18 protein-coding genes are annotated in these 16,659 nt (G+C 68.6%); 9 read left to right on the plus strand and 9 right to left on the minus strand.

Annotation, left to right across the window (positions count from 1 at the left end; translation table 11 throughout):
- The first annotated feature begins 86 nt into the window (after positions 1 to 86).
- Complete coding sequence (locus ACFYWJ_RS03090) at positions 87 to 836, plus strand: DUF427 domain-containing protein (RefSeq protein ID WP_355270796.1); 750 nt, start codon at positions 87 to 89, stop codon at positions 834 to 836.
- On the opposite strand, the gene ACFYWJ_RS03095 is transcribed toward ACFYWJ_RS03090, so the two are convergent.
- Together ACFYWJ_RS03095 and ACFYWJ_RS03100 are read right to left on the minus strand one after the other, a co-directional pair.
- A complete protein-coding gene (locus tag ACFYWJ_RS03095; RefSeq protein ID WP_355270794.1) occupies positions 837 to 1,169 on the minus strand; it encodes a hypothetical protein in 333 nt (110 codons plus the stop codon).
- A gap of 2 nt (positions 1,170 to 1,171) precedes the next feature.
- Positions 1,172 to 2,350: a Rieske 2Fe-2S domain-containing protein gene (locus ACFYWJ_RS03100; RefSeq protein ID WP_355270792.1), complete on the minus strand. Its 1,179-nt coding sequence runs from the start codon at positions 2,348 to 2,350 to the stop codon at positions 1,172 to 1,174.
- A gap of 194 nt (positions 2,351 to 2,544) precedes the next feature.
- On the opposite strand from ACFYWJ_RS03100, the gene hsaA reads away from it, so the two are divergent.
- From hsaA to ACFYWJ_RS03125, 5 genes are all read left to right on the plus strand, one after another.
- The gene (gene hsaA / locus ACFYWJ_RS03105; protein ID WP_355270790.1) at positions 2,545 to 3,708 is read left to right on the plus strand and encodes a 3-hydroxy-9,10-secoandrosta-1,3,5(10)-triene-9,17-dione monooxygenase oxygenase subunit; all 1,164 of its coding nucleotides are present in this window, start codon (positions 2,545 to 2,547) and stop codon (positions 3,706 to 3,708) included.
- A 3-nt stretch (positions 3,709 to 3,711) separates the two neighbouring features.
- Entirely contained in the window at positions 3,712 to 4,584 is an 873-nt protein-coding gene (gene hsaD / locus ACFYWJ_RS03110) for a 4,5:9,10-diseco-3-hydroxy-5,9,17-trioxoandrosta-1(10),2-diene-4-oate hydrolase (protein ID WP_355270788.1), read from the plus strand.
- The gene (hsaC, locus tag ACFYWJ_RS03115) at positions 4,581 to 5,486 is read left to right on the plus strand and encodes an iron-dependent extradiol dioxygenase HsaC (protein ID WP_355270786.1); all 906 of its coding nucleotides are present in this window, start codon (positions 4,581 to 4,583) and stop codon (positions 5,484 to 5,486) included. The genes hsaD and hsaC overlap by 4 nt, the downstream gene beginning before the upstream one ends.
- 17 nt (positions 5,487 to 5,503) lie before the next feature.
- Positions 5,504 to 6,079 (plus strand): 3-hydroxy-9,10-secoandrosta-1,3,5(10)-triene-9,17-dione monooxygenase reductase subunit, encoded by a 576-nt coding sequence (gene hsaB, locus ACFYWJ_RS03120; RefSeq protein WP_019044727.1) that lies wholly within the window; start codon positions 5,504 to 5,506, stop codon positions 6,077 to 6,079.
- Positions 6,080 to 6,179: 100 nt separating this feature from the next.
- Positions 6,180 to 6,725 carry a YdeI/OmpD-associated family protein gene (locus ACFYWJ_RS03125; protein WP_355270784.1) on the plus strand — a complete coding sequence of 182 codons (546 nt, stop codon included), beginning with the start codon at positions 6,180 to 6,182 and terminating at the stop codon, positions 6,723 to 6,725.
- Between the two features lie 138 nt (positions 6,726 to 6,863).
- Here the strand turns inward: ACFYWJ_RS03125 and ACFYWJ_RS03130 are convergent, their stop codons facing one another.
- The 4 genes from ACFYWJ_RS03130 to ACFYWJ_RS03145 all read right to left on the minus strand — a co-directional run bounded on the left by ACFYWJ_RS03130 (position 6,864) and on the right by ACFYWJ_RS03145 (position 10,630).
- Positions 6,864 to 7,523 (minus strand): GNAT family N-acetyltransferase, encoded by a 660-nt coding sequence (locus tag ACFYWJ_RS03130; protein ID WP_355271709.1) that lies wholly within the window; start codon positions 7,521 to 7,523, stop codon positions 6,864 to 6,866.
- 329 nt (positions 7,524 to 7,852) lie between these two features.
- Positions 7,853 to 8,902, minus strand: coding sequence for a 4-hydroxy-2-oxovalerate aldolase (dmpG, locus tag ACFYWJ_RS03135; protein WP_355270782.1), 1,050 nt, complete (start codon positions 8,900 to 8,902; stop codon positions 7,853 to 7,855).
- 12 nt (positions 8,903 to 8,914) lie between these two features.
- The gene (locus ACFYWJ_RS03140; RefSeq protein WP_355270781.1) at positions 8,915 to 9,820 is read right to left on the minus strand and encodes an acetaldehyde dehydrogenase (acetylating); all 906 of its coding nucleotides are present in this window, start codon (positions 9,818 to 9,820) and stop codon (positions 8,915 to 8,917) included.
- 24 nt (positions 9,821 to 9,844) lie between these two features.
- Positions 9,845 to 10,630 carry a 2-keto-4-pentenoate hydratase gene (locus tag ACFYWJ_RS03145; protein ID WP_355270780.1) on the minus strand — a complete coding sequence of 262 codons (786 nt, stop codon included), beginning with the start codon at positions 10,628 to 10,630 and terminating at the stop codon, positions 9,845 to 9,847.
- A 253-nt stretch (positions 10,631 to 10,883) separates the two neighbouring features.
- Between ACFYWJ_RS03145 and kstD the strand changes: the two genes are divergently transcribed.
- The 3 genes from kstD to ACFYWJ_RS03160 all read left to right on the plus strand — a co-directional run bounded on the left by kstD (position 10,884) and on the right by ACFYWJ_RS03160 (position 13,979).
- Complete coding sequence (kstD, locus tag ACFYWJ_RS03150) at positions 10,884 to 12,563, plus strand: 3-oxosteroid 1-dehydrogenase (protein WP_355270778.1); 1,680 nt, start codon at positions 10,884 to 10,886, stop codon at positions 12,561 to 12,563.
- A gap of 35 nt (positions 12,564 to 12,598) precedes the next feature.
- Positions 12,599 to 13,459: a MaoC/PaaZ C-terminal domain-containing protein gene (locus tag ACFYWJ_RS03155; RefSeq protein WP_355270777.1), complete on the plus strand. Its 861-nt coding sequence runs from the start codon at positions 12,599 to 12,601 to the stop codon at positions 13,457 to 13,459.
- Positions 13,460 to 13,562: 103 nt separating this feature from the next.
- Entirely contained in the window at positions 13,563 to 13,979 is a 417-nt protein-coding gene (locus ACFYWJ_RS03160; protein ID WP_355270775.1) for a pyridoxamine 5'-phosphate oxidase family protein, read from the plus strand.
- Positions 13,980 to 13,986: 7 nt separating this feature from the next.
- Here the strand turns inward: ACFYWJ_RS03160 and ACFYWJ_RS03165 are convergent, their stop codons facing one another.
- Genes ACFYWJ_RS03165 through ACFYWJ_RS03175 form a run of 3 tightly spaced genes read right to left on the minus strand, consistent with a single transcriptional unit; the run spans position 13,987 to position 16,648 of the window.
- Positions 13,987 to 14,418 (minus strand): hypothetical protein, encoded by a 432-nt coding sequence (locus tag ACFYWJ_RS03165; RefSeq protein WP_355270774.1) that lies wholly within the window; start codon positions 14,416 to 14,418, stop codon positions 13,987 to 13,989.
- Positions 14,415 to 15,689 carry a DUF58 domain-containing protein gene (locus tag ACFYWJ_RS03170; protein WP_355270773.1) on the minus strand — a complete coding sequence of 425 codons (1,275 nt, stop codon included), beginning with the start codon at positions 15,687 to 15,689 and terminating at the stop codon, positions 14,415 to 14,417. The genes ACFYWJ_RS03165 and ACFYWJ_RS03170 overlap by 4 nt, the downstream gene beginning before the upstream one ends.
- Positions 15,686 to 16,648 carry a MoxR family ATPase gene (locus ACFYWJ_RS03175; protein ID WP_355270771.1) on the minus strand — a complete coding sequence of 321 codons (963 nt, stop codon included), beginning with the start codon at positions 16,646 to 16,648 and terminating at the stop codon, positions 15,686 to 15,688. Before ACFYWJ_RS03175 ends, ACFYWJ_RS03170 begins: the two co-directional genes overlap by 4 nt.
- Positions 16,649 to 16,659 lie beyond the last annotated feature (11 nt).

Consider the following 16,659-nt stretch of genomic DNA (forward strand, 5'->3'; position numbering starts at 1 on the left):
TGACCCCGAGCGCCTCCGGAGCCATGAGCACCGGGGGCGCTCGTGTGCGCGGGCCGCGTTCACCCGGCGGGCGTAGCGTCGCCCCCATGAGCGATGACAAGCGCGGACGCGTCCGAGTCGAGGCATCACAGAAGCGGGTAAGGGCTTATCTCGGTGGCCGATTGGTGGCCGACACGCTGCGGCCACTGCTCGTCTGGGAGATCCCGTACTACCCCACCTACTACGTCCCGCTCACCGACGTGCACGCCGACCTGGAGCCCAACGGCATCAGCGAGCACTCCCCCAGCCGGGGCGAGGCCACCGGCTACGACGTGGTCGTCGACGGCGTGCGCGCCGACGCGGCGGCACAGCGGTATCCGGACTCGCCGCTGCCGGATCTCAACGACGCCGTCCGCCTGGATTTCGCCGCGTTCGACTGGTTCGAGGAGGACGAGCCGATCATGGTCCATCCCCGCGACCCGTACTCGCGCGTCGACGTCCTCGCCAGCACGCGACAGGTGCGGGTGGAGATCGACGGCGTCACCGTCGCCGACTCCACCTCACCGCGCATCCTGTTCGAAACCGGCCTGCCCGCACGGTTTTACCTGCCGCTGCCGGATGTCCGGATGGATCTGCTGACCGCCTCCGACACCCACACCAGCTGCCCGTACAAGGGCACCGCCGACTACTGGAACGTCGAGATCGACGGCACCGAACACCGCGACATCGTGTGGATCTATCGCACGCCGCTGCCGGAGAGCCAGAAGATCGCCGGCCTGGCGTGCTTCTACAACGAGAAGGTCGACATCTACCTCGACGGCGTCCGGCAGGACCGGCCGCACACCCCGTTCAGCTGATCATTCGGGGATCTCGAGCACGCCCTCGTCGACCGCCCACTTGATGGACTTCTCCAGCGACGGGCACGATTCCGGCCTGCCCGGCCGGGCACCGTGCGCGCTGAGCTGGGCGAAGACCGGGCAGTGCGTGTCCGGTCGTTCGGTCCACTGCACCGAGGTCTGGTGCGCGCTGGACTTGCGCACCAGCACCTCGGCGGAACAGGCCTGACACCGCACCGGTGTCAGGCCGTCGTCCAGGTAGTGCTGTTTGTCGACCGTGGTCTGGGCCCGCACCGCGGCCTGCCGCACGGGCTGATCGGCGAAATCGGGGGCTTTGGCCCAGGTCGGTGTCATGGTTACACGCCCGCTTCGGCTTCTGCCTCGGCCTTGCGGCGCAGGTTCTCCGCCACCTCGGCCTCCCAGGCCTGGTTGGCCTTGGTGGTGTCGACCTCGAACTCGAAGCGCTGGGTCATCTTCTCGGTGACATCGGCGGCATCGACGTAGAACTGCTCGTACCAGCGGCGCAGCTGGTAGACCGGGCCGTCCTCCTCGCACAGCAGCGGGTTCTCGACCTTGGACTTGTGCTTCCAGATCTCGACGTCCTGCAGGAAGCCGTCGCCGAAGAACTCGGTCATCGAGGCCGCCAGCTTCTCGGCGGTCGCGTCGTCGATGCCCTTGGGCTTCTCCACGGCCAGGCCGTACTGCAGCACGAACTCGTCCTGGCTGACCGGGTAGTGGCAGTTGATCAGCACGACCTTGATCTCGTACCCGCCGTAGATGTTGACCAGCGGATTGATCATGTAGGACGGGCCGAAGTAGGACGCTTCCGACTTCAGCAGCGTCTCGCCGCCGTACTTGGCGGCCATGCCGATGTCGGGCCTGCCCTTGGTCTCCAGGAACTGCGTCGCCACATGCCCCTCGAAGACGTTCTTGAAGTACGTCGGGAAGGCATAGTGGATGTAGAAGAAGTGCGCCATGTCAACGACGTTGTCGATGATCTCGCGGCAGTTGGAGCCCTCGATGCGCATCGTGTTCCACGTCCACGGCGTCCAGCCGCTGTCATGATCCTCGCGCGGGTTGCCCTCGGAGTCCGTGTAGGGACCCTCGATGTGCGGGATCGTGACGTCGGCGGGCGGCTCGTTGCCCTCGTGGTCGTGCCAGATGAACAGCTGGCCGTTGCGCTCGAGCGTCGTCCACTTCCGGGTGCGCGCCAGCGGCGGAACGCGGCGCGCGTAGGGGATCGACGTGCACTTGCCGCTGGCGCCCCAGCGCCAGTCGTGGAACGGGCAGGCGATGTCGTCGCCCTTGACCGTGCCCATGCTCAGGTCGCCGCCCATATGCCTGCAGTAGGCGTCGAGCACGCGGATCTCGTCGTTGGTGTCGGTCCACACCACGAGCTTGGTCCCGAAGATCTCGATCGCGTGCGGCTTGCCGTCGCGGAAGGTCTTCGTGAGGCCGACACAGTGCCAGCCGCGCGCAAACCTGGTCGGCGTTGTACCGACATCGAGTTCCCTCACCTTGGGGTTGACTGCCATCCCGAACCCTCCTTCTTCACTAGAACACGTTACAAAACGAGGGCGCTTCACGCCAGCTATCCAGCGAACTTCGCTCCGAGCCCCTGTTATATCCGAGGTAGGGCGATCTTCTCGACAGAAATGAGAACCTGTTCTAATCTCAGAGTCGAACAAGAACCGGTTGTCGATCCGACAAGGCAGGAGCGGGCTCCGAAATGACGCAAGAAGTGACCGAACGGGTCGAGGCACTGCTGCCGACACTGCGTGAACGTGCGCAGGAGGCCGAAGACCTGCGCCGCATTCCCGACGAATCCATGAAGGCGCTGCAGGAGACCGGGTTCTTCCGGCTGCTCCAGCCCAAGCAGTGGGGCGGCCACGCCGCCGATCCGGTCGTCTTCTACGACACGGTCCGCAAGATCGCCAGCGCGTGCGGCTCCACCGGCTGGGTGGCCGGCATCATCGGCGTGCACAACTGGCACCTCGCGCTGTTCGACCAGCAGGCCCAGGAAGACGTCTGGGGCGAGGACACCGACGTGCGGATCTCCTCCTCCTACGCCCCGATGGGCGCGGGCCAGGCGGTCGACGGCGGCTACATCGTGCGCGGCTCGTGGGCCTGGTCCTCGGGTTCCGATCACGCCACCTGGGCCGTCCTCGGCGGACCGGTGATCAAGAACGGCAAGCCGGTCGACTTCGGCTCCTTCCTGATCCCGCGCTCGGACTACCGCATCGACGACGTCTGGAACGTCGTCGGCCTGCGGGGCACCGGCTCCAACACCGTGGTCGTCGAGGACGTCTTCGTCCCGTCGCACCGCTTCCTGAGCTTCCGCGCGATGAGCGAGGGCCGCGCGCCCGGCCTCGAGCAGAACACCGACGCCGTCTTCAAGATGCCGTGGGGCACCATCCACCCCACCACCATCTCCACGCCGATCGTCGGCATGGGCTACGGCGCCTACGAGGCGCACGTCGAGCACCAGGGCAAGCGCGTGCGCGCGGCCTTCGCCGGCGAGAACGCCAAGGACGACCCGTTCGCCAAGGTGCGCGTCGCCGAGGCGGCCAGCGACATCGACGCCGCGTGGCGTCAGCTCTCGGGCAATGTCGCCGAGGAGTACGCGCTGCTGCAGGCGGGCCAGGAAGTGCCGTTCGACCTGCGCGTGCGGGCTCGCCGCGACCAGGTCCGCGCGACCGGCCGGGTGATCGCCTCGATCGACAAGCTCTTCGAGTCCTCGGGCGCCACCGCCCTGGCCAACGGCACGCCGCTGCAGCGCTTCTGGCGCGACGCGCACGCGGGCCGGGTGCACGCGGCCAACGATCCCGAGCGCGCCTACGTCATGTACGGCACGCACGAGTTCGGCCTGCCCGTCACCGACGCCATGGTGTAGCCGATGACCCAGACCGCTGAACTCACCTACGAATCGACCTCCCGCTACGCGCAGGTCACCCCCGAACTGAAGCTGCACTACCACGAGGCGGGCGTCGGCAACGGCCCCACGATCGTGCTGCTGCACGGCGGCGGGCCCGGCGCCTCGGCGTGGTCGAACTTCGCCCGCAACATCCCGGTGCTGGCCGAGAACTTCCACGTGATCGCGCTCGACCAGCCCGGTTTCGGCAAGTCCGACAAGCCGGTCGACCACCCGCAGTACTTCGTGCACGCGTCCACCGCGCTGCTCGCGCTGCTGGATCACCTGCAGATCACCGATCGCGTGCACCTGCTGGGCAATTCGCTCGGCGGCGGCACCTCGGTGCGCTTCGCCCTGGACAACCCCAAGCGCGCGGGCAAGCTCGTGCTGATGGGCCCCGGCGGGCTGAGCACCAACCTGTTCGCGCCCGACCCGACCGAGGGCGTCAAGCTGCTCTCGGCCTTCAGCTACGCGCCGACCAGGGAGAACCTGGAGAAGTTCCTGCGGATCATGGTCTTCGACCAGTCGCTGATTACCGAGGAACTGATCGACGAGCGGTTCGCCCTGGCGAGCACGCCCGAATCGCTGGCCGCGGTCCGCGCGATGGGCAAGTCCTTCGCCGGCGCCGACTTCGAGAAGGGCATGCTCTGGCGTGACGCGTACAAGCTGCGTCAGCCCGTGCTGCTCATCTGGGGTCGCGAGGACCGGGTGAACCCGCTCGACGGCGCGCTGGTGGCCACCAAGGTCATCCCGCGCGTGCAGCTGCACGTCTTCGGTGGCTGCGGCCACTGGGCGCAGCTGGAGAAGTTCGACGAATTCAACCGGCTCACGGTCGATTTCCTCGAGGAGAAGCAATGAGTATCCGCGCCCTGGGCTACATGCGCATCGAGGCCACCGACATGGCGGCCTGGCGCGAGTACGGCCTGAAGGTCCTCGGCATGATGGAGGGCACCGGGCTGAACCCCGACGCGCTCTACCTGCGCATGGACGATTTCGCCGCCCGCCTGGTGATCGTCCCGGGTGAGCAGGACCGGCTGCTGGTCTCCGGCTGGGAGGTCACCGACGGTCCCGGCCTGCAGCGGCTGCGGGAGACCCTGGACAAGGCCGGGGTCGCCTTCACCGAGGGCACCAAGGAAGAGCTGGGCGAGCGCCGCGTCGAGGGCATGATCCGGTTCCAGGATCCGTCCGGGAACACCCTCGAGGCGTTCTACGGCGCGCAGTATCTGGGCCGCCGCTTCGTCAGTCCCTACGGCCACAAGTTCGTCACCGCCGAGCAGGGTCTGGGCCACGTGGTGCTGACCTGCACCGACGATGCCGCCGCGCAGGCGTTCTACCAGGACGTCCTCGGCTTCCGGCTGCGCGACTCCATGCGGCTGCCACCGCAGATGGTCGGCCGTCCCGCCGACGGCGACCCGGCCTGGCTGCGCTTCTACGGCTGCAACCCGCGCCATCACGCGCTGGCGTTCCTGCCGCTGCCGAACCCGACCGGCATCGTGCACCTGATGGTCGAGGTGGAGAACTCCGACGACGTCGGCCTCTGCCTGGACCGCGCGTACCGCAAGAAGGTGAAGATGTCGGCCACCCTCGGCCGGCACATCAACGACAAGATGCTGTCCTTCTACATGAAGACTCCCGGCGGATTCGACATCGAATTCGGCTGTGAGGGACTCGAAGTCGACGACGACGACTGGATCGCGCGCGAATCGACCGCGGTCAGCCTGTGGGGTCACGACTTCACCGTCGGATTCAAGCAGCAATAGGAATGGCGGCGAGGGACATGACCGAACAGACACCGGCGATCGACGGCCGGCAATTCCGTAATGTGCTGGGGCAGTTCTGCACCGGCATCACCGTGATCACCGCGCTCGATCCGGCGGGCGAGCCGATCGGCTTCGCCTGCCAGTCCTTCGCCGCCCTCTCCCTCGACCCGCCCCTGGTGCTGTTCTGCCCCACCAAGGGGTCGCGCTCCTGGGCGGCGATCGAGGCGGCGGGCAAGTTCTGCGTGAACGTGCTCGCCGAGGCGCAGCAGCCGACCTGCGCACGCTTCGGCTCGCGGGAGACCGACAAGTTCGCCGGAGTCGCCTGGCACACCTCCGAATTGGGGGTGCCGGTGCTCGACGAGTCGCTGGCCACCATCGAGTGCACCGTCGACTCCGTCGTCGACGGTGGTGACCACTACATCGTCATCGGCCGGGTGCACGCCCTGTCGGAATCGGAGACCACCAACGGTCGTCCGCTGCTGTTCTACCGGGGCCAGTACACCGGCATCGAGCCCGACAAGACCACCCCCGCGCCCTGGCGCGCGGACCTGGACCATTTCCTCACGACCACCAGCCTCGACACCTGGCTGTGAGTCCCGCGGGTGCGGCCGCCCACACAATGCGCGGCCGCACCCGTTTCTTTCGCTTTTAAGTGCTCATTCGGTGAGCACTTTGCGGCGGATCATGGTTTCCATGACCATCGACTACATCACCTGCGCCGAAGCGAGCGACTGGGATTCGTGGCTGGCCGCCCATCACGACACCGCCGGTGAGGTCTGGGTGCGGATCGCCAAGAAGGGCGCCCCCGACCCGTCGGTGACGATCACCGAGACCCTCGACGGCGCGCTCTGCTACGGCTGGATCGACAGCCATCGCCGTGGCCTCGACGCCCACCACTACCTGCAGCGGTACTCCCCGCGCCGGGCTCGCAGCCCGTGGTCGCAGGTCAATGTGGCCAAGGCTGAGGCGCTCATCGCGGCCGGACGAATGCGGCCCGCCGGATTCGCGGCCATCGAAGAAGCCGTCGCCGATGGTCGCTGGGCGGGTGCGTACGAACGCCAGCGCACCGCCGAGACACCCGCCGACCTCGTCGCCGCACTCGCCGACGCACCCGAGGCACAAGCCGCCTACGCCGCACTCGGCCGCTCCGATCAGTACCGGCTGTTCCTGCCGATCCTCAAGGCGACGACCCCGGCCGAACGTGCGACGCGAGTTGCCCAGGCCGTCAACGCCCTGTAGCGCACCGCGATTGTGGTGCCGAGCGCTACCAGCGTCGGAGCGCCACCGGTACGCGGGCTGGGCCGTCGGCGAGCGGTGCACGGCCCCGCCGCCGCCGGAGTGTTCGCACCGTGGGGGCTGACCATGCGACCGGACCCGTCAGACCTCTTTGACCAATACCGCGCGGGTGTAGAGCAGCGAAAACCCTCTGCCCTGCGCGTTCTGCTGCGACTTGGAGCCCGGCTGGGTCGTGATCACCGCGAGGTCGCAGCCCGCTGCCGCCGCCTCCGTCAGGCGCGTCGACAGAAGTGCGGTCTGCACTCCGTGCCTGCGATGCGCCGGCAACGTCGCCGCACCCGCGAGCGCGGCGACGCCACCGTCGGTCCGCATGCTCGCCCCGCCGGCAGGCACCCCGTCCCGATAGGCGAGATAGCGACGGGTGTCACCGGTGGCGGCCATATCCCGCATCACGGCGGCGAGCGCTTCCCGCGGAAACTCCTCGTGCGACGGGACACCCTCGTCGTCCGGATGCGCGAACCCGTCGACGACGACATCGAGCCACTGCTCGAGCCCATCCCCCGCGTCCCGCCGCACCTCGACGTCGGCGGACCCCACCCACCGTCGCCCGCCCAGCTCCGTCCCCAGCACGTTCTCGAACGACACCAACCGATACCCCCGCCCGGTCAACTCGGCCCCGATCCGCGGATCCCCCAACTGCGCCAACTCCACCTGCACCGGCACCCCCACCGCCGCATACGCGCCCTCGATCTCCGCCCACTCCCCCACCGAAGGCACCCCACCGAACCCGACCCCCACCACCTTGTTCAACGGCGACCCCACCTCCGCGAAACACGCCGCCCCACCAGCGAACTCCCGCACAAACCCACCCGACCCCCGCCCCGCCGCCACCCGCGTAGCCCCCACAATGGCATCCGCCTCCAGCCCCTCGACCCGAGCCGCCATCGCACCCCCACAGAACAACGTCCCCAAGTCATCACTCATGAACCACTTATATCCCCCCTGTCCAGCACTTTTCGCGAACCGAGGTGTTCCGTCCGACCGACGGTTGCCTGCCCCGGGCGGAGTCGCCCGGAAACGCCGAACGGCGTGGCCCGAGGGTTCGGGTCACGCCGTCAGGGGTGGTTGGGTCAGGCCGGGGCCGAGGCTTCGCGCTGGAGTTCCAGGGCGATGTCGATGAGCTGGTCTTCCTGGCCGCCGACGAGTTTGCGCTTGCCTGCGCGGACGAGCATTTCGGCGGCGGAGACGCCGTAGCGTTCGGCCTGGCGTTCGGCGTGGCGCAGGAAGCTGGAGTAGACGCCGGCGTAGCCCATCATCAGGGCTTGGCGGTCGAGGAGGCATTCCGACGGCATGGCGGGGCGGACGACGTCTTCGGCGGCGTCGGTGACGGCGAAGAAGTCGACGCCGGTCTTGATGCCGAGTTTGTCGCAGACGCCGATGAAGGCTTCGACGGGCAGGTTGCCCGCGCCGGCGCCGAAGCGGCGGGCGGAGCCGTCGATCTGGGTGGCGCCGGCGCGGACGGCGTAGACGGAGTTGGCGACGGCGAGGCCGAGGTTCTCGTGGCCGTGGAAGCCGACCTGGGCGTCGTCACCGAGTTCGGCGACCAGCGCGGAGACGCGGTCGGAGACCTGCTCCAGGACGAGGGCGCCGGCGGAGTCGACGACGTAGACGCACTGGCAGCCCGCGTCGGCCATGATGCGGGCCTGCTTGGCCAGGTTCTCCGGCGTGGTGGAGTGGGCCATCATCAGGAACCCGACGGTCTCCAGGCCGAGGTCACGGGCGTAGCCGAAGTGCTGGATGGAGACGTCGGCCTCGGTGCAGTGGGTCGCGATCCGGCAGATCGAGGCGCCGTTGTCCTGGGAGATCTTGATGTCTTCCTTGATGCCGACACCGGGCAGCATCAGGAAGGCGATCTTGGCCTGCTTGGCGGTCTCCGCGGCGGCCTTGATCAGTTCCTGCTCGGGGGTCTTGGAGAACCCGTAGTTGAACGAGGACCCGGCCAGGCCGTCACCGTGGGTCACCTCGATGACCGGCACACCGGACGCGTCGAGCGCGCCGACGATGTCGCGGACCTCGGTGACGGTGAACTGGTGACGCTTGTGGTGCGAGCCGTCACGCAGCGAGGTATCGGTGACGCGCACATCGAGTTCGCCCGAGAAGGGCTGCAGGATGTTGTTCATGGTCGAATCTCCTTACACCCGAGCCGAGATGATCTGATCGGCCAGCACGTCGCCGACCTTGGTGGCCGCGGCCGTCATGATGTCGAGGTTGCCCGCGTACGGGGGCAGGAAATCGCCCGCGCCTTCGACCTCGACGAAGATCGACACCTTCGCCAAGCCACCGGACACCAGTGACGGGTCGTCGAACTGCGGGTCGTTGAGCAGGCGGTAGCCGGGCACATACTCCTGGATGGACTTCTCCATCCGGAAGATCGACTCGGAGATCGCGTCGCGGTCGGCGTCCTCGGGGATGGCGCAGAAGATGGTGTCGCGCATGATCATCGGCGGCTCGGCCGGGTTCAGGATGATGATCGCCTTACCCCGCTGCGCGCCACCGATGGTCTCCACACCCTTGGAGGTGGTCTTGGTGAACTCGTCGATGTTCGCCCGGGTACCCGGTCCGGCCGAGACCGAGGACACCGAGGCCACGATCTCGGCATAGGACACCGGCACGACCCGCGAGACCGCGTTGACCATCGGAATCGTGGCCTGGCCACCGCAGGTGATCATGTTGACGTTCGCCGCGTCCCGCAGCGAGTCAAGGTTGACCGGCGGGATCACGGCCGGGCCGACCGCGGCCGGAGTGAGGTCGACGGCACGAATGCCCGCGGCCTCGTACTTCGGCGCGTAGGCGCGGTGCACATAGGCGGAGGTGGCCTCGAACAGCAGGTCCGGCTTCTCGTCGAGAGCCAGCAGCCAGTCCGCGCCCTCGGCGGAGGTCTCCAGACCGAGTCCGCGCGCCCGCTTGAGCCCCTCCGAATCGGGGTCGATGCCGATCATCCAGCGCGGCTCGATCTTGTCCGAGCGCAGCAGCTTGTAGAGCAGGTCGGTGCTGATATTGCCGGACCCCACGATCGCGGCGGTGACTTTGCTGGTCACGGTGTACTCCTTGGGAAGTCTGGTTCAGCTGAAACGCAGGCGGACGGAACCGAGTCCGGAGAACTCGGCGTGGAAGTCGTCACCGGGGCGAGCGTCGATGGCGCGCGTGCAGGAACCGGGCAGCACGATGTCGCCCTTCTTCAACCGCACCCCGAAGGTCGCGACCTTGCGCGCCAGCCACGCGACCGCGATCACCGGATCACCGAGCACCGCGTCGCTGCGGCCCTCGGCGATGACCTCACCGTTGCGGGTGAGCACGGCGTCGATGCCCTTGATATCGATGTCGCCGGGCGCGACGCGTTCCTTGCCGAGCACGAAACCGGCCGAGGAGGCGTTGTCGGAGATGGTGTCGGTCAGACCGATCTTCCAGTCGTTGATGCGCGAGTCGATGAGCTCGATCGAGGGCGCGTAGGCGACGGTCGCGGCCAGCACGTCGGCCTCGGTGCAGTCCTCGCCGGGCAGGTCGGCGCCGAGCACGAACCCGACCTCGACCTCCACGCGCGGCAGCAGGTACTTGGAGGTGTCGACGGGAACGTCCTCGAAGACCTCCATCTCGGCGAGCAGATGACCGTAGTCGGGCTCGTCGACGCCCATCATCTCCTGCATCGCCTTCGACGACAGCCCCACCTTGTGGCCGACGATCTTCGCGCCACCGGCCAGCCTGCGCCGGATGTTGAGCAGCTGGATCTCGTAGGCGTCGACGACGTCGATGTCGGGATACCGGTCGACGAGCGGCGACACGGCCACCCGATCGTCTTCGGCACGGGCCAGTTCGTCGGCGAGTTGAGTTCGTACCGCGTCAGGCAGCACGCGGACCTCCTTGGCAGCACGGTCGATGGTTGTGGCAACACGTCGGTCGGAGCAGGCCGCACAGCGAGGCCTCCAGACCACAAAACTGTAACGGGTTTCCCGGACGACCGTCGCCCATTCACCTGACAATACAACGCAACCTCAGGTGATTTCTATAACACGTTCCAGTATGTGGAGGGGAAACGCCGAGCCCACTGGAACAAGTTCCAGTTTGGACTGTCAAACATCGGACCCCTTCTATAACGTGTTGCACATGAGTGATCGGGAATACGATGTGGTGGTGGTCGGTAGCGGCGCCGCCGGGATGACGGCCGCCCTCGCCGCGGCCCACAAGGGACTGAGCGTCGTGCTGCTGGAGAAGGCCGCGCACTACGGCGGGTCGACGGCCCGATCCGGCGGCGGCGTCTGGATTCCGGGCAACAAGGCGCTGAAGGCCTCCGGCCGGCCCGACGACCGCGAGGACGCGCGCACCTACCTGCACAGCATCATCGGCGACGTGGTGCCCGCCGAGAAGATCGACACCTACCTCGATCGCGGTGCCGAGGCGTTCGACTTCGTCCTCGATCACACCCCGCTGAAGATGAAGTGGGTGCCCGGGTACTCCGACTACTACCCGGAGGCTCCGGGCGGCCTCGGCGACGGGCGTTCGTGCGAGCCGACGCCGTTCAACGGCAAGGTGCTCGGCGCGGAGCTGGCCAATCTGGAACCGCCCTACGCCAAAGCGCCGCTGAACGTGGTCGTCATGCAGGCCGACTTCGTGCGGCTCAACCTGATCAAGCGCCACCCCAAGGGCATGATGCGCGCGCTGCGCGTCGGCGCGCGCACCTACCTGGCCAAGTTCACCGGCAAGCACCTGCTCGGCATGGGCCAGGCGATCATCGCCGCGATGCGCAAGGGCCTGCTCGACGCGGGCGTCCCGGTGCTGCTGAACACCCCGCTCACCGACCTGGTGGTCACCGACGGCAAGGTCACCGGGGTCAAGGCCACCGTCGACGGCGAGCCGGTCACCTTCACCGCGCGCTACGGCGTCGTGCTCGGCAGCGGCGGGTTCGAGCACAACGCCGACATGCGCGCCAAGTACCAGCGGCAGCCGATAACCACTGAGTGGACAACCGGCGCCGCGGCCAACACCGGCGATGGCATCGTCGCGGGCATGGCAGCGGGAGCGACGGTCGGATTCATGGAGGACGCCTGGTGGGGTCCGACCATCTTCAAGGGCGGCAAGCCCTGGTTCGCCCTCGCCGAGCGCAATCTGCCCGGCACCATCATGGTCAACGACCGCGGCGAGCGGTTCGGCAACGAGTCGGCGCCGTATGTCGAGGCGGTGCACACCATGTACGGCGGTGAGTACGGCCAGGGCGCGGGTCCGGGCGAGAACATCCCGGCCTGGCTGGTGTTCGACCAGCGCTACCGCAACCGCTACATCTTCGCCGGGCTGCAGCCGGGGCAGCGCTTCCCGTCGCGCTGGCTGGAGAACGACTACATCGTCAAGGCCGACACCATCGAAGAACTGGCCGAGCGCATCGGCGTGCCCGCCGAGAGCCTCAGCGCCACGGTGACCCGGTTCAACGGCTTCGCGGCCGCGGGCAAGGACGAGGACTACGGTCGCGGCAACAGCCACTACGACCGCTACTACGGCGACCCCACCGTGAAGCCCAACCCGTGCCTGGCCGAGATCTCCCAGGGCCCGTTCTACGCGGCCAAGATGGTCCCCGGCGACCTGGGCACCAAGGGCGGCCTGGTCACCGACACCGCCGGTCGCGTCCTGCGCGAAGACGATTCGGTGATCGATGGCCTCTACGCCGCGGGCAACACCAGCGCGCCGGTGATGGGCCACACCTACGCGGGCCCCGGCGCGACCATCGGCCCCGCGATCACCTTCGCCTACCTCGCGGTGCTCGACATCGCGGAGAAGGCGAAAGCCACCGCGTGACGCACGCACCGACCCCGACCTCGCAGGAGTAAGCAATGCCCATCGACCTCCAGACCGCGCTCGGCGCCCCGCTGCCGGAGCGCGAGTTCAGCTGGACGCCCACCGACGTGCAGCTCTACCACCTCGGCCTCGGGGCGGGCGCGCACCCGACGGACCCGGCCGAGCTGACCTATCTCGACGACCAGGCGCCCCAGGTGCTGCCCACGTTCGCCACGGTCGCGCCGACCCTGCGCGAGACCGAGGCGCCGCGGGTCAGCTTCCCCGGCATCGAGATCGACCTGGCCAAGGTCGTGCACGGCCACCAGGAAGTGGTGGTGCACAAGCCGATTCCGGCCAGCGGCAAGGCGAGCAGCACCGGCCGGATCAGCGAGATCTGGGACAAGGGCGCCAACGCGGTGATCGTCCAGGAGAACACCGTGGTCGGCTCCGACGGCGAGCCGCTGTGGACCGTCCGCTCCTCGATCTTCGCCAGGGGCGAGGGCGGTTTCGGCGGCGAGCGCGGCCCGAGCGCCAAGGCCGCGCTGCCGGACCGAGCGCCCGACGCGGAGCTCATCACCCCGACGCTGCCGCAGCAGGCCCTGCTCTACCGGCTCTGCGGTGACCGCAACCCGCTGCACTCGGACCCGGAGTTCGCCAAGGGCGCCGGGTTCCCCGCGCCGATCCTGCACGGCCTGTGCACCTACGGCGTGGTCTGCAAGGCGATCACCGACGGCCTGCTCGACGGTGACGCGAGCCGGGTCGGCGGTTTCCGCGCCAAGTTCGCCGGGGTGCTGTACCCGGGCGAGACGCTGCGGATCAAGGTGTGGCGCGAGGGCGACGAGCTGATCGGCGCCGCCACTGTGGTCGAACGCGAGGACGCGCCGGTGCTCGGCGAGATCGCGCTGAAGATCGCCTGATCGACACACTGCCCTGGTGGCGGATCGGCCCGCGCCGGTCTCGTCACCAGGGCATTCGTGTGCGCCCGGCGGACCTGTCGGTGCGCGGTGCGACCATCGGACGATGGCGCTCACACACACGGAAAAGCAAGAGTTTCTCGCGCGACCGCACGTGGCCGCGCTGTCGGTCGCCCGCTCCGCTCGGGGCCCGCTGACCGTCCCCATCTGGTACGCCTACACCCCCGGTGACCGGCCGTGGATCACCACCCTGCCCGCCTCGGCGAAGATGCGGGCGATCACCGAGGCCGGCCGATTCACCCTGATGGTCGACACGGTCGAGCCCGAGGTGAAGTACGTGTCGGTGGAGGGACCGGTGGCCGATGTCCAGCCCTCGACCGGCGCGCAGATCGCCGATATCGCCGCGCGGTATCTCAGCGGCGACGCCCTCGAGCAGTACCTGGTGTTCGCGCACGAGCAGTTGGGCGAGCACGTCACCGTCTGGCTGGAGCCCGAACACTGGCTGGGCGCCCTGATCGGGTAGCGCGTGGCTAACCGGCGGGCGGGCGCAGGGTGAGTCCGCCGACCAGCAGGGCGTAGATGAGGACGATGAGGATGGGCGCGGCCAACGGCGCCCACCGCAATTCCACCGGGACCAGGGCCGCGGTGGCGGCGGCGATGGTGAACAGCACCGCGCCGCCGACCGACGGAATCGTCGTCGGCACAACGCCTTCCGGTGCGTGCAGCACGGCGGCGTTGAGCAGGTAGGTGGTGGCGACCAGGCCGGTCGCGGCCGCGGCGATCACCCCGACGTCGGCGAAGGCGAGCGCCGCGATCACCACCAGCACCGCGCCGACGGCGGCGGGCCGCCACCACCAGCTCACGATCACCAGCGCGAGCGCGGCCACCCCGGCGAACGGGTTGATCAGCGCGACCGCGGCCACCAGCAGCAGTCCGGCTAGCAGGGCGAGGAATCTGGTCATCGGCGCACCCGCACTGTTCGGCGATGGTCGGGCAGCAGGCGCATGGCCTGATCGAGCCTGGTCTCGGCGGGCCAGGCGATGATGTCGACGCCGACGGTGCCCATGTCGCGGTACATCGAGGCCCGCTCCAGCTGCCACATCTTGGCCATGGTCGGGTCGAGGCCGTCCTCGAACGGGGTCCCGCGCAGCACGTCGACGGCGATCACCACGTGACCGCGTTTGCGCAGGTCGATCAGGGCGAGCGCGAACTGGGTGTCGAGCAGCGTGGAGAACGCGACCACGATCGCGCCGATCGGCACCGCGGCGTGCGGGGCCAGCGTGCCGGTGGTCTCGACGTGCTCGTCACCGACGCCGAGCACCGTGTCGACGATCCGGTAGAACTGCCTGCGCCCGATATCGGGACGCAGCCAGCGCGGTGTGTCGCCCAGGCACACCACCGCGGTCCGGTCGCCTGCCTGGAGGGTGGACTGCACCACCTGCGCCGCGCCGCGCACCGACAGCTCCAGCGAGGCGGTGGCCGGGCCGGGCGCCTGCTGGGAGGTGTCGACCAGGACGACCACGTCGGCGGAGCGGTTGGTGAAGCGTTCGGTGACATAGAGCCTGCCGCGGCGCGCGCTCACCGGCCAGTTCACGGTGCGCAACTGGTCGCCGGGCGCGTACGCCCGGATATCGGCGTACTCCACACCGGGACCGTGCTTGCGGGTCAGATGGGTGCCGATCCGGTCGGGAAGTTCGGTGCGCGGCAGGCGCATTCGCTGCGGGTCGGCGATCGGGTACACGTACAGCTCGGCCGCGGGCAGCTCGGCGGTGGCCACCGCCAATCCGGCCGGGCTCAGCGCGGAGACCTCGACCTGCACCGGATATCGGCCCCAGCGCTTCGCCGAGAGCGCCAGCTGGAGGCCGGCGGGCGCGCCGCCGGAATCGTGCGACTCCTCGACCTCCACCTCGAGGCCGGTCAGCGGGACGGGCGTCATCCGCAGCAGCGCGTGCCCGCTGTCGACGAAGGCGGCGGCGTTGCAGCCGACCACCTCGCCCTCGAAACAGCGCACCGTGCCGCTGCCGTCGACCTGGATCCTGGTCGGGTTCTGCTGCCACGGCGCGGTGGCGAGCACGCCGAGCATCGGGGCGGCGAAGACCACCAGCTGCCACTGCCCGCGCAACACCGCGACGACCAGTGCCGCCGCGGCGCACCCCGCCAGGATGAACACCAGCGGGGCGGGCCGCCAGCGCAGGTCGACCTCGACCGTCCTGGATTCGTCGCGGTGCTTCATGTGCTGGTGGCGCGGGGCACCGGTAGCCGGCGCAGTAGCTCGGAGATGACGTCCTCACCCCGGATGCGGCGCACCCACATCTCCGGCCGCAGCGTGATGCGGTGCGCCATCGCGGGCACCGCCAGTGCCTTCACGTCCTCGGGGATCACGTAGTCGCGGCCGAGCAGCAGGGCGCGGGCCCGCGACATCTGCACCAGATCGAGCTCGGCGCGCGGGCTGGCGCCGACCTCGACCTGCGGGTGGCTGCGCGTCGCCGAGGCGAGCGCGACCACGTAGTTCACGACATCGGGGTGCACGGTGACGAACTCGACCGACTGGCGCATCTCCATCAGGCCCTGCGCGTCGACGACCTGACCGACCTGCGGCGGCGTCGATCCGCGTTCGAGCCTGCGCCGGATCATCTGCGTCTCGTCCTGCTCGGACAGATACCCCAGCCGCAGCTGGATGGCGAAGCGATCGAGCTGGGCCTCCGGCAGCGGGTAGGTGCCCTCGTACTCGATCGGGTTGTCGGTGGCCAGCACGATGAAGGGCTGTGGCAGCAGGAAGGTTTCGCCGTCGATGCTCACCTGCCCCTCGGCCATCGCCTCCAGCAGCGCCGCCTGGGTCTTGGGCGGGGTGCGGTTGATCTCGTCGGCGAGCAGGACATTGGTGAAGACCGGACCGCGACGGAAGTTGAACCGGCCCGACGACATGTCGTAGATCGTCGAGCCGAGCAGGTCGGCGGGCAGTAAATCGGGCGTGAACTGCACGCGGGTGAAATCCAGGCCGAGCGCGGCCGCGAAGGACCGCGCGATCAGCGTCTTGCCCAGACCTGGCAGGTCCTCGATGAGGATGTGTCCTCCGGACAGCACGGCGATCATGATGAGCTGCAACTCATCTCGCTTGCCGACCACGACTCGGCCCAGCTCACGCAGCACGGCGTCGGAGCGCTGGACGGTCACGTTCAACGGCATGGTCATCGGTGGCCTCT

This window comes from Nocardia sp. NPDC003269 (genome assembly GCF_042888005.1).
Classification (GTDB): Bacteria; Actinomycetota; Actinomycetes; order Mycobacteriales; family Mycobacteriaceae; genus Nocardia.

Excerpts from the sequence above, each read along its gene's own strand:
- ACFYWJ_RS03090 (WP_355270796.1), top strand. The coding sequence starts at position 87 with ATGAGCGATGACAAGCGCGGACGCGTCCGAGTCGAGGCATCACAGAAG.
- ACFYWJ_RS03095 (WP_355270794.1), bottom strand. The coding sequence starts at position 1,169 with ATGACACCGACCTGGGCCAAAGCCCCCGATTTCGCCGATCAGCCCGTG.
- ACFYWJ_RS03100 (WP_355270792.1), bottom strand. The coding sequence starts at position 2,350 with ATGGCAGTCAACCCCAAGGTGAGGGAACTCGATGTCGGTACAACGCCG.
- hsaA (WP_355270790.1), top strand. The coding sequence starts at position 2,545 with ATGACGCAAGAAGTGACCGAACGGGTCGAGGCACTGCTGCCGACACTG.
- hsaD (WP_355270788.1), top strand. The coding sequence starts at position 3,712 with ATGACCCAGACCGCTGAACTCACCTACGAATCGACCTCCCGCTACGCG.
- hsaC (WP_355270786.1), top strand. The coding sequence starts at position 4,581 with ATGAGTATCCGCGCCCTGGGCTACATGCGCATCGAGGCCACCGACATG.
- hsaB (WP_019044727.1), top strand. The coding sequence starts at position 5,504 with ATGACCGAACAGACACCGGCGATCGACGGCCGGCAATTCCGTAATGTG.
- ACFYWJ_RS03125 (WP_355270784.1), top strand. The coding sequence starts at position 6,180 with ATGACCATCGACTACATCACCTGCGCCGAAGCGAGCGACTGGGATTCG.
- dmpG (WP_355270782.1), bottom strand. The coding sequence starts at position 8,902 with ATGAACAACATCCTGCAGCCCTTCTCGGGCGAACTCGATGTGCGCGTC.
- kstD (WP_355270778.1), top strand. The coding sequence starts at position 10,884 with ATGAGTGATCGGGAATACGATGTGGTGGTGGTCGGTAGCGGCGCCGCC.
- ACFYWJ_RS03155 (WP_355270777.1), top strand. The coding sequence starts at position 12,599 with ATGCCCATCGACCTCCAGACCGCGCTCGGCGCCCCGCTGCCGGAGCGC.
- ACFYWJ_RS03160 (WP_355270775.1), top strand. The coding sequence starts at position 13,563 with ATGGCGCTCACACACACGGAAAAGCAAGAGTTTCTCGCGCGACCGCAC.
- ACFYWJ_RS03165 (WP_355270774.1), bottom strand. The coding sequence starts at position 14,418 with ATGACCAGATTCCTCGCCCTGCTAGCCGGACTGCTGCTGGTGGCCGCG.
- ACFYWJ_RS03170 (WP_355270773.1), bottom strand. The coding sequence starts at position 15,689 with ATGAAGCACCGCGACGAATCCAGGACGGTCGAGGTCGACCTGCGCTGG.
- ACFYWJ_RS03175 (WP_355270771.1), bottom strand. The coding sequence starts at position 16,648 with ATGACCATGCCGTTGAACGTGACCGTCCAGCGCTCCGACGCCGTGCTG.